The organism is Mesorhizobium sp. B2-3-2 (genome assembly GCF_006442295.1).
Classification (GTDB): domain Bacteria; phylum Pseudomonadota; class Alphaproteobacteria; order Rhizobiales; family Rhizobiaceae; genus Mesorhizobium.
Genome location: NZ_VFWA01000003.1, coordinates 156229 through 172119, shown reverse-complemented (window position 1 = coordinate 172119; position 15891 = coordinate 156229). Strand labels below are relative to the sequence as shown.

Here is a 15891-nt window from a genome sequence, read left to right as displayed (position 1 = left end):
AAAATGGCCGAACGGTCTTTTGCCAAGGAAGTCGAAAAGCTGAGGCTCGGCGCCGGCGAAGAATTTGCCGGCGAAGGCATCCTCGCCATCACCAAGGCGCTGCTGCAATGCGGCGTCGGCTATGTCGGCGGCTACCAGGGTGCGCCGATCAGCCATCTGATGGACGTGCTGGCTGACGCGCAGGACATTCTGGGCGAACTCGGCGTGCATTTCGAGGCGAGCGCCTCGGAGGCAACCGCCACCGCCATGCTGGCGGCCTCGGTGCATTATCCGATCCGCGGCGCGGCGACCTTCAAGTCGACGGTCGGCACCAACGTCGCCTCCGACGCGCTTGCCAACCTCGCCTCCGGCGGCGTCACCGGCGGCGCGCTGATCATCGTCGGCGAGGACTATGGCGAGGGCTCCTCGATCATGCAGGAGCGCAGCCATGCCTTCGCCATGAAGAGCCAGGTCTGGCTGCTCGACCCGCGCCCGAACCTGCCCTCGATCGTCAAGGCGGTGGAGGACGGCTTCGAACTGTCCGAGATTTCCAACACGCCTGTCATGCTGCAGGTGCGTATCCGTTGCTGCCATGTCCACGGCCATTTCATCGCCAAGGACAACAAGCGGCCGCCGATGACGGTGGCCGATGCGCTGGAGGCGCCGCGCCGCGACACCGGCCGCATCGTGCTGCCGCCAGCTTCCTTCCTGCACGAGAAGGAGAAGGTCGCGAAGCGCTGGCCGGCGGCGGTGGATTTCATCAAGAGCCACAAGATCAACGAGATCTTCGGTTCCGATCACGGCTCCATCGGCATCGTCATGCAGGGCGGCATGTACAATTCCGTCATCCGCGCTTTGCAGCGGCTCGGCCTTGCCGACACCTATGGCGAGACCGACGTGCCGCTCTACGTGCTCAATGCCGTGTATCCGCTGATCGACGACGAATTCCTGTCCTTCTGCGAAGGCAAGCAGGCGGTGTTGGTCGTCGAGGAAGGCCAGCCCAATTACATCGAGCAGGCCTTTGCCGCCATGCTGCACAAGGCCGGGCGTGGCACCCGCCTGGTCGGCAAGGAGCACCTGCCGATGGCCGGCGAATATACCGGGCAGGTCATGCTCGACGGCATCGGCGCCTTCCTGCGCGCCGAGGCGCCGCACCTTCTGCCCGGCGAAGTGCGGGCGCCCAACAAGGTCGGTGAGGGCGTCGATACGGCGGACCTCATCAATGTCGTTCCAGGACGACCGCCCGGTTTTTGCATCGGCTGCCCGGAGCGGCCGATCTTTGCCGCGACAAAACTGGTCGAACAGGAACTCGGCAAGCACCACATCGCATCCGACATCGGCTGCCACCTGTTCTCGATCATGCCGCCCTTCGAACTCGGCGCCACCACAATGGGCTACGGGCTCGGCCCGGCCTCGGCCTCGGCCTTCAATTCGCCCGATGCAAAACGCCGCTCGATCTCCTTCGTCGGCGATGGCGGCTTCTGGCACAACGGCCTGACCTCCTCGATCGGCAATGCGGTGTTCAACAAGAACGACGGCGTCATCGTCATCGTCGATAATTTCTACTCGGCCGCGACGGGAGGGCAGGACATCCTGTCGTCCCGCGCCGGCAACAAGACCAAGTCGACCAAGCATCCCATCACCGAGGCGGTGAAAGGCATGGGCGTCAAGTGGCTGCGCCATGTCGACCGCACCTATGATGTCGGCAAGATGCAGGACACGCTGCGTGAAGCGCTGACGACAGACGAGAAAGGGCCGAAGGTCATCGTCGCCTCGTCTGAATGCATGCTCAACCGCCAGCGCCGCGAAAAGCCTCTGGTCGACAAGGCGATCAAGGGTGGGACCCGCGTCGTCAAACCGAAGTTCGGCGTCGATGAGGATATCTGTACCGGCGACCATGCCTGCATGCGGCTGTCCGGCTGCCCGTCGCTGTCGGTGAAGTCGCTCGACGATCCGCTGCGCGAGGATCCCGTCGCGAGCATCGACCAGAACTGCGTCGGCTGCGGCAATTGCGGCGAGGTCGCCGATGCGGCCGTGCTGTGCCCGTCCTTCTATCGCGCCGATGTCGTGCACAATCCGAGCCGCTGGGACCGCTTCCTCGAGAGCGCCCGGCGCGCTGTCATCGGCCTTTTGCAGCGTCGCCGCGAAGGCCGCCGCCTGGTGTTCGCCGATGCTTGATCACAACGCCTCACTGCGCCCGAAGACAGGCGCCGCCGACGATGAACGCGTTATCAAGCTTGCGGTGCTCGCCGTCGGCGGCCAGGGCGGCGGCGTGCTTGCCGACTGGATCACCGATGTCGCCGAGCGCAACGGTTACGTCGCGCAATCGACCTCGGTGGCCGGCGTCGCCCAGCGCACCGGCGCCACGATTTATTACGTCGAGATGGCCCGTGACACCGGCCGCCTGCCGGTCTTCGCGCTGTCGCCCTCGCAAGGCGACGTCGACATATTGATCGCCGCCGAACTGATGGAAGCCGGCCGCGCCATTATCCGCGGCTTCGTCACCCCCGAGCGCACGACGCTGATCACCTCTTCGCACCGCATCGCCGCCGTGTCGGAAAAGATCGAGCCCGGCGACGGCAGGGCGTCATCGTCGAAGGTGCACGCGACGGCGCAAGCCGCATCGAAGCGCTTCATCGCCTTCGACATGGAAAAGATCGCCGCCGACAACGGGTCGATGATCTCGGCCAGCCTGCTTGGCGCGCTGGCGGGCTCTGACGCCCTGCCGTTCACGCGCGAAAGCTACCAGGAGGCGATCGGCGCCGGCGGCCGCGGCGTCAAGGCCAGCCTCGCCGCCTTCGATGCCGCCTATGATCGCGCGCGCGGCACGGCGTCATCCGCTGCACCAAGACCGGTGAAAGCAGCTGTCGTCGGCTCCGCCCTTGCTGCCGGACAGGTGCGTGGCCCGCAAAACCTCCTGCAAGGCTGGCAGGCTCTGGCCGCCCGCATCGACGTGATGCCCGTGGCGGTGCGCGACATGGCGTTGCGCGGTCTGCGAAAGGTCGTGGATTATCAGGATATTGCCTATGGACGCGAATATCTCGACCGCCTGGACAAAGCCGTCGTGCTGGACGGGCCTGATCGGGCCTATGCCCTCTCGATCGCCGCCGCCAAGCATCTGGCGAATGCCCTATGCTACGACGACATGATCCGCGTCGCCGATCTCAAAACGCGCTCGACCCGCGACAAACGCGTGCGCAAGGAGGTCGGCGTCAAGGATGGCTCGGTCCTGCAGGTGACCGAGTATTTCCATCCGCGCATCGAGGAGTTCTGCGGCACGCTGCCGGCGGCGCTGGGCAGCTACATCGAGAACCGGCCGAAGCTCGCCGCCTTCCTTGACCGTCGCATCAATCGCGGCCGGCGCATCCGTACCGACAGTTTTGCCGGCTTCACCGCTCTGTGGTTCATCGGCGGCCTGCGCCGCTGGCGCCGCCGGCTGCTGCGACACAAGGTGGAAGCCGCGCATCTGGAGCGCTGGTACGCGCTGGCGCTGGGCCATGCGCGTGAGGACTATGCATTGGCCGTCGAGATCCTCAACTGCCGCCGGCTGATCAAGGGCTACAGCGACACCCATGTCCGTGCCCAGTCGAAATTCGACCGCGTCCTGTCGGCGCTCGACCTGCTCAAGGGGCGCGAAGATGCCGCCGACTGGATCCGCCGGCTGCGCGAGGCGGCGCTGAAGGACGACAAGGGCGACATGCTCGATGGCGCCCTCAAGACGGTGGCGACGTTGGGGGCCGGGCCGACACGCTGAGGCCGCGTCGCGACGTCACTGTGTTTCGACTTGTGAATGAAGCGGCGCAGCTTGCGGGAAAAGATGCAGCAGTCCTGAATCGGCGCGGCGGCGCAGATGTGCATCCACCTCGGCCCGGTCAGCACAGCCATGGAACCTGCCGCCGCAATGGTCACGCAACCGCACCAGATCAGACATGACGGGTGACATCGGCAGGCCGGCGGCATCGAGCAGGCTTGCGCTGAGAAAGGCAATATCGAGCGACGCCATATCAGGCATCGGGTAGCGCAGTGGATGATGGAAGGTCGTGAGGGTGTAGAAGGTGCGATAGGCGAGCGAGTCAAGCTTGGCCAGCGCGTCACTGCCTGCGGTCGCATCGACAAATGGCTTTGTCGCCGAGGACTGGTGGTCGCCAAATTCGAGCACCACGGCGCCGCGCGTGCCGGCCTCCGCTTCCCGCTGCTTGAGAAAATCCTGAAAGTCGCCGCGCGCGATCGCCATGCGGCGCAGATATTCGCCGGCCTGGAAATCGTCCGAGAAGGGCTCGCCTTCCATCTTCAATTCCGGCTCCATCCGCCCCTCATAGGGCGAGTGCGGAAACATGGTCTGGATTTCGAGGAACAGTGGCCGGCCGTCTTCTTGGCGGTGCCTGCCGATGAATGCCTCCGCCGCCTGATAATAGAAACTGTCGCGCAGATGGTAGAAGGGCGCGGCGATATCCCTGATGTCGAGGACGTTCTCGAACCCGATCGACTTCAAAAAAGGCCCCTCGTTGACGAAGGTAAAGTCCATCGGCGTCATGACGGCCGTTCGATAGCCGCAGCGCGCCAGCAACTCCGGCAATGCTCCGGCGACCTTATCCTGTAGCGTGATCGTCAGATAGGGACTTCGCCAGCCGAAGTCGGTGGCCGAAACCCCGGTCATCAACGACAAATTGCTGATCCAGGTGCCGCCGCCGAACGTCTCGACCTGCATCGGGTGAGGCTCGCCGGCGGCAGGTGCAAATCGCTGCAGGAATCCCGCGCCACTGGCGATCTGCGGAAAATAGCTTGGATCGGACTGGCTTTCGCTCAACACGAAGAAAATATCGGGAAGCGCTGTCCGGTCGCCGCAGTCGACCGTGTCGGCGAAGGGTGGCTGTGGCGCGACGGCCTGCAGCCGCTTCTCGAACGCCGGCTCGACGACCAGGTTGCGCAGATCCATCAGTGAGATGAAGAAGGCCGACATGTGCCGGCCCTGCATATAGTAGAAGTACCGGTCCTTCGAAGCCTCGGCTGGAAAGGTCAGCGGCACCAGTGTGACGAGGACGGCCAGAAGCAGGGCGCGCGCCGATGCGGGCCAGCCAAGCTTCCGGTCGGCGCGAAAGATCAGGATCGCTGCGGCGATGCCAAGCACCAACGCCGCGGCGACAGGCAGGATGAGGTGGAGATAGGAGCCGAGCAGGAAGCGATACACTCCCGGATCCGTGGACACGAAGATCGTGTCGTAGAAGTGCAGCGAGAACCCCTTCATCCGGAATTTCACCGCCGAGATCAGCGTCACCAGGGCAACGGCCATCCAGGCAAGATAGACGGAAAAGGCGAGGCGCCCCGATGTCAGGAACAAGGCTCCCGCGAGCGCCGCCACCAATGTCAGCGAGAACGGCACCGACAGCCATTCATGCTCGGCCCGGCCGGCACCAAAAACGCCCGCAAGGCTGATCAGCATCAACGCCAGCGGATGGCAGAAGGCCCGCAAAGGCCCTTGAAGTCGAGATATTGCTTTCCCCACGAACATGTCTGTGCGTTCCTTTGGGGGAGCTTTGTGTCATTTGCCGCTTTCGAACAATTCCATAGTAAATTTAACCTTAATCGCCGTATGCAACGGGAATTCAGACGACCAGATCGCGCATCGGCTTCACCGCCGCGGACCCCGGGAACACCTTGTCGCCGAGCACCGCCGCCGAAAGCCCGAATTGGTCGGCGAGCAGGCCTTTCAGCACCGCCCTGACATCGCTGGTCGGCGCCAGATCGCGCTGTTCGTAGAGCTGGGCGGGCTTCAGGCCCGGCCAGTCGGCTATGACGCGGCCGCCCTTGATCGCGCCGCCGGCGAGCAGCACCACCGTGCCGGTGCCGTGATCGGTGCCGATGGTGCCGTTGATGCGGGCGGTGCGGCCGAACTCGGTGACCGCGACGATCGCCGTGTCCTTCCAGCGCTCGCCGAGGCCTGTCTCGAATTCCTCGAAGGCGCCGTCGAGGCCGCGGAGCAGGGAGGCGAGCCGGCCCGTCGCGCCGCCTTCGTTGACATGCGTGTCCCAGCCGTCGAAGGCAAGTGCTGCGACGCGAGGCCCGTCGTCGGCGTTCATCAGCCTGGCCGCGCCCTTTGCCGCCTGCCGCATGCCGGCCGCGCTGCCGAAGCCGGCATGTGGCTTCATCGCCTTGGCGCCCATCTGTCCCTCGAGCGCCATGCGCTCGGCATCGAGCCCCTTTTGCAGAGCCACCGCCAGGACCGGGTCGCGATGCCGATAGAGATCGAGCACCCGTGCGGCGAGGCCGTCGCCGGGCGGAGGCAGGGATTGCGGCGCCCAGCCGAGCACGGGCGCCGCCCCGCGCATCACAAGCGGCGTCAACGGCCCGACGGCAAGCCCGCCGAGCGTTGCCACGCGCTCGCCCGGCGGCAGGCTCGCCAGCGCCCGGTTGAGCCAGCCGGTGGCGACATGGCCGGGGCCGGCATAGCCGCTTTCCAGCACATCCTGACCGTCGAAATGCGAACGGTCGCGATAGCCGGTCGCGGCCGCGTGCACGACCGCCGCCTGCTTGTTCCCGAACAGCCGCGCGAACACCGGCATGGCCGGGTTGAGCGCGAAGAAGCCGTCGAGCGGCAGCGCCGCGTGCGGACCGGCGAGCGACAGCGCGATGTCGCCGTGCAGCCCGGCATAATCGGGATCACCGACCGGCCCGACCGTCGAAAGCCCGTCCAGCGCGCCGCGCAGGACGATGACGATGAGGCGCGGGTCGCGATTGCCGGCGGCACGGGCAAAGCGGGGCAGATAGGCCCAGGCAAACAGGGCGCCGCCTGCCTTCAGCATGGCGCGACGGGAAGGGTGAGGCACTTCGCACAGCAGGGTCATGGCATTGTCTCCGCCGGGATCATTTTCCCTATCTTCGCTGAAATTCGGGCGCCATCAGCAGCAGCGCCAGCCCTTGCTGCTTGGACTCGGCGTGGGCGACCGCGTGCCGCGTATCCGGCGAGGCGGAGGGGCCGATGATCGCGTCGACCATGTCGTTGGGGTTGCCGATCTCCTTGATCTGGCGGGCCGCCTGCCAGGCGATGTCGAGCCGGGTCTTCATGCCCGCTGCCGATGCCCAACTGTCCGCCCGGTCGGGAAAGCCGTTCGGCCCCGGCGGCTGCCACAGCGGCTCGCCCAGCGCGGCGAGCCAGCCAAGCGATTGGCCGGGATCGCTCGCCGGGCCTGGGCCGGCCGCCCTTCTGACGGCGACGACGTAATCGAACGGCGAGCGCATCTTGGCCAGTGGCGTCGACCAGGCCTCCGGCATGTCGATGAGGGCCGAGGCCAGCGCCCGCAGATCGCCGTCGCGCTTGGCGAAGACCGTGGCGAGGCGGGCGACCGCAGCCTGCGGGGGATCGTCCGATATGAAATGGCGGGCGAGCTTGGCTGCGATATGCTGCGCCGTCGCCGGATGCCGGGCGATATCGTTGAGCGCGGCCTCGGCCTGGCCCATGCCGCCGGCCGGATAGGTCTTGCCGAGCAGCATCGCATCGCCGGGCTCATGCGCATTGGCGTTGAAGACGAAATTGCCGGGTTCGCCCAGCCGTCCTTCCCGCCCGGCCATGGTCCAGCCGGTAAGGATGCGCGCGAAGCTGGTGACGTCCGCCTGGGTGTAGCCGCCGCCGACGCCGAGCGTGTGCAGTTCGAGGATTTCGCGAGCGAGGTTCTCGTTGAGGCCACGCTTGCGGTTCCTGCCGGCACGCGAATCCGGGCCGACCGATTGCTGGTTGTCGAGATAGAACAGCATCGCCGGGTGACGCTCCACCGCCAGAAGCATGTCGGCGAAGCGGCCAAGCACGAAAGGGCGGATGGCTTCGCGCTCGAATGCGCCGGCGCTGGCCCGCACGATGGCGCCCTTCGCCGCCGAGACGCAGAAATGGTTCGACCAGAAATAGACCAGGCGTTCGATGAAACCGGCCTCGGCCCGCAAGGCCTTGTCGAAGCGTGCCTGCGCTTCGGCCCGGAACAGCGTGCCCTCGCTGCGCGGCATGGCGGATTTGGCCGGAACCGCGGGCGGTGCTGCCGAGGCGCCATCCACCGCCGCCATCCGCTCCCGGTCCAGCTTGCGCTGGAGATTTTCCGCCATGCTCGCCTGGATGGCGAACGTGCTGCCCTTGAGATCCGCATAGACCGGATCGTCGAGCGAAATCAGGGCGATGTCGTGCCGTCTGAGTTCCACCTTGAGATAGCCGCGCGGATCGCCGAGCAGCCTGTCTCGATCGCCCGGCCGCGCCCCAAGCCCGAAGCGGTTGAACGCGACCAGGGCGGCATCTGGCGGGATGGAGGCTTTGGCCGGGATAGCCACGTCAGCTCTCCTTCTTCAGGCCCAGCGCGGCGCATGAACCCCGCTTTCGGCGCGATGCGCTCAGGTCGGATCGGCTGCTGCGGTTGAGCGGGCCGGTCGGTGAAGCGCGTCCGGCCCGCCTACACTTATCAGTGGTGCCAGCGGTGCCAGACCCGATGTGGGTGCCAGACACGATGGGGATGCCAGACGTGGAATACCGGGCCGGGCCGGTAATAACGCGGATACACCACCACCCGATTGGGCACGCAGCGCCCCCAGCGATTGGGATGCCAGCCGGGCCCGCAACCCCACGCCACATGCTCGATCAGCGCCGGGGCGCTTGGCTGGGCCATCATTGGCATGGCGGATGCCGCCGCAACGGTCGCGGCCGTTCCGGTCAAGGCAAGCGCGGCGGCGGTCGCGTATTGTGTCAGACGGTTCATGACGATACTCCAATGGTCTCGAAGCTGAAAACCTGTTCGTACCATGCGGTCCGGCAGGTGTGCCCTTCTTGCCTTAAACGGCGGCTTCGGCGCATTCCGTCGGTGCTTATGGCGATTTTTTTGCCGCCGGCGGCGGCCCCGCGCGTCTTGTCAGCCCCTCCGCCAGCACGCCGCGATCCTCGGCGGAACCCGCCGCGGCGAACTCGACGATGCGCTGTTCCAGCCGCGCGCGCATGGTGACATCGGCGTTGCGGGCCCGCTCGAGCGCGGCTGTCAGGGCTGCGGTGTCGAGGGCGGGCTGACGCAGCAGGTCGGCAGCCTCGCGCCTGGCCTGCTGGCCGTCGAGAATGACCTGGCGGGATTCGCGCCGGACCTCACGCAGCGCCTTGCGGAATATCCTGCGTTCCTGGTCCGGAAGCCGGCCTCCAGCCGCTTCCAGCGAATAGCCCTGGCCCGCCTTGCCGCTTCTCAGCCAGACGGCCCCGCCGGCAAGGGCGCCGGCGAGGAAGACGTTGAGCGCCACGGACGCGATGAGGAGCTTGCGGCCCGTGCTCATAGGTTTTCCTCGATCGTGTCGCCGTCGGGACCGGCATCGCCGAACGCCGTCGCATTGGCGTCCAGCACATACTGATCGGGCTGAACCTGGGGAGTGGCGACGATCACCAAAGCCGATCCGGCAACCGCGCCGGCCAGGCCGATGCCGGCAAGTCCGAGCCCCTGCCACCACAGACGCTGGCGCCAGCGTTGGGCAAGATGACCGTCGGCAGCCCTCAGCATGCCGCCGTGCAGCGCCTTGCCGGGCGCTTCGACGCGATAGCTGTCGAGCAGGGCGTCGAGCTTGCCGGCGTCCCTCAGAATGGCCGCGCCCGTGACGCTTGCGGCAAGGGTGCTGCCCGCCGCGCGTTCGGCCTGTGGCCATCGCCGCAAATCGCCGCCATAGGCTGCCGCCAGCGCGGCAAAGCGTTCGGCATCCATCGTCGGTGCGTCCCTGGATCGGTCAGACATCGGTCTTTCCCTTGCCTGTTGGCCCCTTGCCTGCTGGCATCGTGTGCCCGCACGGCGGGGCGATTATCGGAGCCGGCCGCCAGGCGGTGTCGGCAAGGCGCGAACGCTGCGCCTTCATGCCGGCGCGGTTCTCATTCATGGACACCGTCCCTGGCCAGGATCGCCTGCAGCGCCCTGCGGCCGCGCGAAAGCAGGCTCTCCAGGGCATCGACGCTGATCTCCAGGGTCGTGGCCGCCTCGATGTTCGACATGCCCTGATAGTAGACCAGGATGATGGCTTCGCGCTGGCGCGGCGCGATGGCTTGCAAGGCCAGTTCGACGCGCTGCGTGTCTTCCCGCGGCTGGGCATCCGGAAGCGGCGCCGGGTCTGTCACCTCCGGCAAATCGTCTGTCACCCATTCGCGGCGGCGGCGCAGCCGGTCGTAGCAAAGGTTCAGCGTCACCCGGTGGATCCAGCTGTCGAAGCGGGCATTGCCGCGCCGCCAGCTCGAGGCATGGCGCCAGATTCGGACGAAAGTCTCCTGCGCGACATCTTCGGCCTCCGTCGCGTCGCCCAGCATGCGCACGGCAAGCGCCAGGATACGCGGCAGTTTGCGCGCGACGAGCGTTTGCACGGCCGCCGGATCGCCGGCGCCGACACGGCGAACCAGCTCCTCGTCCGGATCCGCGCTCATCGGCTGGCGCACTCCTGATGGTCATCGCGTGCCATTACCCCCGTTCATTGCTCCGCCTTGGGAGCGGTTTTGTGGCCTGGCATTTCGTCGACGCTCAGAACGCCGTCGCCGTTCTTGTCCAGCCTGGCAAAGCGCTTGGCGAAGAGGGCATCGAGTTCGGCGCGGTCGATGAAGCCGTCATGGTTCGAGTCCGCGCCCGCGAAGGACTGTGTCGGGTCGCCCTTGGTGCCGCGCTTTGCCTGGAAGGCCTCCCATTCCTGCAGGCTGATCTTGCCGTCGCCATCCGTGTCGGCGGCCATGATCGCCTTCTCGCGCCGCTTCTGGAACTTGGCCAGCGTGATGTCGGGCCTGGTCTTTGACGTGGCTGGCGCGGCAGCGGGGGGCGGTGCAGAAGGTGGCGTCGCGGCCGGAGGCTGTGTCGCCGTCTGGGCGAACGCCGTGGCGGTCAGCAGGCTCAAGGCAGCGGCAAGGATCGAACGGCGTATCATGCTGGCGTCTCCGGTTGGCGCGCTGCCACGTTGTGCCGTGGCGACGCTTCTCCCGTTAAACGCAGCGGCGGGAAAAATCCGTCGGTGACTTTTGTGCCGGCGGGCGAATGCCGCAACAATGCGCCCGATCGGGCGCTGCTTGCGCCATATTCGAACCCTTCAGCCGAAGGGCAGGAATTATGTCGATTGGTCCGCCATCACCAACTGGTCCGGCTTGAAGCCGGCATGCTGCGGGGTCCACACATCGCCCTCGCGATTGAACCAATGGCACATATATGTGCCGGAGGCGGCACCGTCGCTTATCGTCATCTTCGGGCCTCCGGACTTCAGCTTGACGACGTCTCCGGTCTTGAAACTGTTGGGCATTTTAGCCTCCCATGCTGACGCCGGGAGTTTCACATCAAACCTCGGTCTCGACAATGGCGGATGCGTTCGGCCAGCATCGCGATCCACAGTACCAGGCGGCGTTTTGGGGCCCGGTCGGGTTGTAGACCCGGCGGCATATGCAGCAATGTGTCTTGCCGTTGGTTGTCGAAATTGGATGTTGAAATTTCCGTTCGGCTGGCCGAGATTGGCATCTGCCGAGTATTGAGCGCGGCAATCGCTTCTGCGATGCTGCGGATCCGGCACTGTGAGTTTCGAACGGGATCTTATTGCGCCGTGATCAGAAGCAACAAACAAAAGCAACCCGTATGCATCCTGATTCCGAATACAGTAGAGTTGCGACATTGACTGAAAGAGACTTGAAGCGCTTGGGGAAAAGCGAGGGGTTCCCATCAGAACGCCGGAGCAAATGATTCGTCGCGTCATGGTTGCTGCATGTCCCAACGATCAGGCCGCCGATAAACGAGGGCTGGCAGGCGAGTACATGCCCGGGAAGCATTAAGAGGAGGACAGTTTTGGCGAAGGCCAAGGGGATCGCTCTGGAGATTGCAGAGCATAGCGCAGCGAATCCCGATGCACAGAAGCCGCTGCGCAAGCGCTTGTTCGATCACCCGCTTCTCGTGGTTAAGCGGAAACTGTTATATCGCCTGCTGCACCCCCAGGCGCCACGGCACCCTGTGCCGCTTACAAAGCCGGTCCTCGTCGTAGGTTCCGCGCCGGTCTCAAACCCGCCGGTGGGTTTTCAGCGCGATGCTTTCACACTCTTTACCGTGAATGGCTCGCAGACCGTCACGGCCCGCTGGGGGATGGGGACCCCTGACGCAACATTTCTTTACGTCAACCAGCTTGACGCGACCAAGCCCAACGCTTTGGCCGTGCGCGCCGTCTTGACCGGCCAGGAAACCGATCTGCTCTGGATTGTGCGCGCACACCGCACGATGGAGGAATTGCGCTGCAACATCGCGGCCTTCAACTACCGCTGCCGCGACCTGCGTACGATGACCCGTCACCAGCGCATGGCGCTCTACGAAGCAGTGATGGGTGTGCCCAATTTCGAGATGCATCTGGAGGAGAAGTTCTCGACCGGGATCACAGCGGTCCTTTACGCCTTGCATAACGGCGCGCCGGCCGTGATCATCACGGGTATTGACCCGGGTTCGCACGGCCATGTGTACAACAAACTGAACATCGACCGGATGCACGTCGGTTCCGACCGTGCCACCCTGCTGGCGCTGTTGGCGCTCGGTTTCCCCCTTTATACGAGCGATCCGCATGTGGCGGACTCACTCGGTCTGCCACTCTGGACGGGCCAGGCCAAGAGATGTGAGGTCCAATGACAACGGTCGATGTGGCTTGCTGGTGGGTTGTCTCAAATGTGAGTGCGACGATCTGATGGACAGCTCCGTCGTGAAGAGGCGCGATGCCGATTGCTTGGCTCTTGTCGCGCAAAACACCATCGACACCTCCGAGATGAAACGCTGCAGACGCACGGCATTGGCGAATGTGCTTCTGGTCTTCCGCGTGCAGTGCTGCCATGCTAGATTCGTGTAAATTCACATCAGATTGTAGAACTGCCACATGATACCAATCTACATTGGCTATGATCCGCGCGAATCCCGAGTTCTAGACGTGGCGCGATGGAGCGCCTACCGGCGGACAAGCACCCCGTTGCAGATACAGCCGCTCGTGCTCAAGGACCTTGTAGCCCAAGGAATCATGACGCGACCGATGGAAGTACGTGACGGTAAGCTCTGGTGCCCGATTTCCGAGGCACCGATGGCGACCGAGTTCGCCATATCGCGCTTTGCCGTTCCGTTCATGAGGCAGAGCGGCTGGGCCATGTTCTGCGATTGCGACGTCCTGTTCCTGAAAGATCCGGTCAAGCTGCTCGATCTACTCGATCCTTCCTATGCGATCATGGCGGTCAAGCACCAGCAACGCGAATCCGAAGCGGTCAAGATGGACGGACAAACGCAGACGTTCTATCGCCGCAAAAACTGGTCGTCTGTCGTTTTATGGAATCTGGATCATCCCGCCAACAAGCGGTTGACCAAGGAGATGCTTAATACGTGGCCCGGACGTGACCTCCACGCCTTCAAATGGCTTGAGGACCACGAGATCGGCGAGTTGCCCCTGGCATGGAACTACCTCGTCGGGGCTTCGGCTTCCGAACTCGATCCCGCCGATGTCTCGCTGGCGCACTACACGCTCGGCGGCCCTTGGTTCGCGGGCTGGTCCGGGACCACGCAATGGGACGAATTGTGGAGCCGGGAAGAGAGCATCCTGCGCGCGTTTGAGGAACAGGCGGTTCAGATTCCCGGATGAAAACTCCGCTTTCGGATCGCCTGCCAGCCTTCTCAAAGCCAATTCTTCGCCTGCCCAGGGCCACGGGGCCCGCTTTGGTGATGGGGTCGGCGCCGAATTTTCGCCTCCCGCAGGGATATGATGCCGATTGGGCACTTGTGACCGTCAATGCTTCCCAGCTTTTGGCGGAAACCGTCGGCCTCCCCGTTCCCGATATCGCCGTGATCCGCCGCGGCATTTTCGTCGATGCCAGCGAGCAGGATTTCTACAAGCGTGATTTGTTAAACGGACGGCAGGCAAAGCACCTGATCATCCCGGTTTGGCCTGATGTCGAGGACAAGCTGAAAGCCGGTTGTCGCACCTTCAACTATCGTTATGAAACCTTGCAGGCGCTTACCAAATGGCAGCTTGCCAACGTCGTCTGGCAGCTTAGCGGCAAGTATCATATGTTCCGCGGCTGGCACCGGAAAATCTCCACCGGAGCCTTCGCGATCATACTGGCGCGTTTCGCCGGTTTCGCCCCTGTGGTGGTCAGCGGGTTTTCCCTGTCCCAGGCCGGGCATGGATACGACACCCGAAATGCCTTTCGATATCACGCCAACGAAGATGCGGATCTGCTTCGACGGGTGGTGAGAAGAGGCGAACCGATCTACGCGGAGGACAAAGACTTCGCTGCGGAAAGTGGATTGCCCTTGTGGCAGGGACATATGCCGTGACAACGGCAGCGGACGGGAAGTGGTGCCGCTTGCGTGACTCGAACACGCGACCCCATCATTACGAATGATGTGCTCTACCAACTGAGCTAAAGCGGCCCGGGAAGCGTTAGGCCTCCAAGATGGGCTGGGTGATAGACTCAACCGACGGCGAATTCAAGATGGGCGATCGCGAATTCAGGATGCGGCCCGGCAATTCGTGTTGCGCGTCGTTCCGCCCCGACACATCGCCGACAAAGCCGGCTGCCACGCCCTTTACCCATCGGCCGGGACATGGCGCCTGGCCCCGTGCCTCCGTGCCGGCAAAGATCAATGAAGCATGTTGATTTCGTTGCCGGAATACCGCCAAGATGGACTTTGGACACTCCAACGAGGCAGAATGCGGACGCTCGCCCGTTGATTGATTGGTCGGCTGCGGCTAACGATCATGGCGAGGTTTGGGCAACGCACAGAGGGATCTCGCTTGGACGCAATCGAAAAAGCGATCCGGAATGCCCTCGAACGAGGCAATGCCGAGGACCGCGCGTACCGCGAGAAGGTCTATCGCTCGGCTTTCGCCGCGCTCGACCGTGCGCTCCAGGCCAATCCCGGCGTGACGGTGGAACTCGCCATCAAGCGCCGTAAGGCGATACAGGCCAAGATCACCGAAATCGAATCCGAATTCCTGCCGGCGGTGCCGGATGCCGCTCCCCAGGCTGAGTCGGACGCACCGGCGGTCGAGCTTCCGGCGAGCCCGGTCGCACCCGCCGTAACCGGCGAGGGCGCGGCACCGCCCGCAGTTTCCCTCGACGAGCCTGCACAGCCGGCCGCCGATGCGCCGCGCTCGCGCGTCTTGCCGGTCGTTCCAGACATCATGCCCGATGCGACCCTTCCCGGCGTGCCGTCCATCGATATGTCGGCTCCTGCTTCGTCCGAAGCCACGGCTGAAGTGGCGCCCGATCGCGACGAGAGGCGCATCAGGGGCCGGCGCCTGCCACTGACCGCCATCTTCCTCACCGTGACGCTGCTCGCCGCGGTCGGTATCGGCCTGTTTTTCGCCATGCAGACCGGCGTGTTCAAGACCCAGGCCCAGCTCGACACCGCGCCGCCCGAAGCGCCACCGACCGTCGAGGACGACGATTTCACGCCGGCGGATGGCGAGACCGGGCCGGAAAAGCCTGGCGCTGCCGATCAGGCGCGCAACTGGATCAACGTGTTTTCGCCCACCGACCCGGCGCATGTCAGCGCCCCGTCGGATGCCAAGGCGGAAGCGATGAAGGACGATTCAGGGCCATTCCTGCGCATCCAGTCCGGCGCTTCCGGTTCGGCGATCAGCTTCGATGTGGGGCAAGGCGTGCTGGAGAAGCTCGCCGGCAAGCATGCCGTGTTCGATATCGTCGCCCGCGCCGAGGATGGCAAGGACACACAGATCTCCATCGACTGCAATTTCGGCGAGCTCGGTGATTGCGGCCGCAAACGCTATGCGGTCGGCCAGCAGCGCAACGAATATCTGTTCGACGTGAAATTCCCCGACAAGCGGCCCGGCTCGGCCGGAACGATCGCCATCAACTCCGATTTCGACAAGCAGGGCAAGGCGGTGAACATCTACGAGATCCGCGTCTCCATCGAGCCTTGA

15 protein-coding genes and 1 tRNA gene are annotated in these 15891 nt (G+C 64.6%); 6 read left to right on the top strand and 10 right to left on the bottom strand.

Annotated elements, in window-relative coordinates:
• Positions 1-3 precede the first annotated feature (3 nt).
• On the top strand, positions 4-2157 hold the full coding sequence (locus tag FJ964_RS09535; protein ID WP_140550151.1) for an indolepyruvate ferredoxin oxidoreductase subunit alpha: 2154 nt from the start codon (positions 4-6) through the stop codon (positions 2155-2157).
• Positions 2150-3733, top strand: coding sequence for an indolepyruvate oxidoreductase subunit beta family protein (locus tag FJ964_RS09530; protein WP_140550150.1), 1584 nt, complete (start codon positions 2150-2152; stop codon positions 3731-3733). Before FJ964_RS09535 ends, FJ964_RS09530 begins: the two co-directional genes overlap by 8 nt.
• Before the next feature lie 15 nt (positions 3734-3748).
• Here FJ964_RS09530 and FJ964_RS09525 read toward each other — a convergent pair whose 3' ends face one another.
• The 9 genes from FJ964_RS09525 to FJ964_RS09485 form a co-directional block, all read right to left on the bottom strand.
• On the bottom strand, positions 3749-5488 hold the full coding sequence (locus FJ964_RS09525) for a sulfatase-like hydrolase/transferase (protein ID WP_224713273.1): 1740 nt from the start codon (positions 5486-5488) through the stop codon (positions 3749-3751).
• A gap of 94 nt (positions 5489-5582) precedes the next feature.
• Complete coding sequence (locus tag FJ964_RS09520) at positions 5583-6821, bottom strand: DUF1501 domain-containing protein (RefSeq protein WP_140550149.1); 1239 nt, start codon at positions 6819-6821, stop codon at positions 5583-5585.
• Between the two features lie 28 nt (positions 6822-6849).
• Entirely contained in the window at positions 6850-8286 is a 1437-nt protein-coding gene (locus FJ964_RS09515; RefSeq protein WP_140550148.1) for a DUF1800 family protein, read from the bottom strand.
• A gap of 128 nt (positions 8287-8414) precedes the next feature.
• Complete coding sequence (locus FJ964_RS09510; protein ID WP_140550147.1) at positions 8415-8708, bottom strand: hypothetical protein; 294 nt, start codon at positions 8706-8708, stop codon at positions 8415-8417.
• A gap of 106 nt (positions 8709-8814) precedes the next feature.
• Positions 8815-9264: a periplasmic heavy metal sensor gene (locus FJ964_RS09505; protein WP_140550146.1), complete on the bottom strand. Its 450-nt coding sequence runs from the start codon at positions 9262-9264 to the stop codon at positions 8815-8817.
• Positions 9261-9713: a hypothetical protein gene (locus tag FJ964_RS09500; RefSeq protein WP_140550145.1), complete on the bottom strand. Its 453-nt coding sequence runs from the start codon at positions 9711-9713 to the stop codon at positions 9261-9263. Before FJ964_RS09500 ends, FJ964_RS09505 begins: the two co-directional genes overlap by 4 nt.
• 131 nt (positions 9714-9844) lie before the next feature.
• Entirely contained in the window at positions 9845-10387 is a 543-nt protein-coding gene (locus FJ964_RS09495) for an RNA polymerase sigma factor (RefSeq protein WP_140550144.1), read from the bottom strand.
• Positions 10388-10431: 44 nt separating this feature from the next.
• Entirely contained in the window at positions 10432-10875 is a 444-nt protein-coding gene (locus FJ964_RS09490) for an acid-shock protein (RefSeq protein WP_140550143.1), read from the bottom strand.
• A gap of 177 nt (positions 10876-11052) precedes the next feature.
• The gene (locus FJ964_RS09485; RefSeq protein WP_140550142.1) at positions 11053-11241 is read right to left on the bottom strand and encodes a DUF2158 domain-containing protein; all 189 of its coding nucleotides are present in this window, start codon (positions 11239-11241) and stop codon (positions 11053-11055) included.
• 533 nt (positions 11242-11774) lie between these two features.
• Here FJ964_RS09485 and FJ964_RS09480 point away from each other — a divergent pair.
• From FJ964_RS09480 to FJ964_RS09470, 3 genes are all read left to right on the top strand, one after another.
• A complete protein-coding gene (locus tag FJ964_RS09480; protein ID WP_224713274.1) occupies positions 11775-12596 on the top strand; it encodes a membrane-anchored protein in 822 nt (273 codons plus the stop codon).
• A gap of 241 nt (positions 12597-12837) precedes the next feature.
• Positions 12838-13584: a hypothetical protein gene (locus FJ964_RS09475; protein ID WP_140550141.1), complete on the top strand. Its 747-nt coding sequence runs from the start codon at positions 12838-12840 to the stop codon at positions 13582-13584.
• The gene (locus FJ964_RS09470; protein ID WP_140550140.1) at positions 13581-14279 is read left to right on the top strand and encodes a hypothetical protein; all 699 of its coding nucleotides are present in this window, start codon (positions 13581-13583) and stop codon (positions 14277-14279) included. Before FJ964_RS09475 ends, FJ964_RS09470 begins: the two co-directional genes overlap by 4 nt.
• Positions 14280-14299: 20 nt before the next feature.
• On the opposite strand, the gene FJ964_RS09465 is transcribed toward FJ964_RS09470, so the two are convergent.
• A tRNA-Thr gene (locus FJ964_RS09465) sits at positions 14300-14375 on the bottom strand.
• Between the two features lie 364 nt (positions 14376-14739).
• Between FJ964_RS09465 and FJ964_RS09460 the strand changes: the two genes are divergently transcribed.
• Positions 14740-15891: a hypothetical protein gene (locus tag FJ964_RS09460; RefSeq protein ID WP_140550139.1), complete on the top strand. Its 1152-nt coding sequence runs from the start codon at positions 14740-14742 to the stop codon at positions 15889-15891.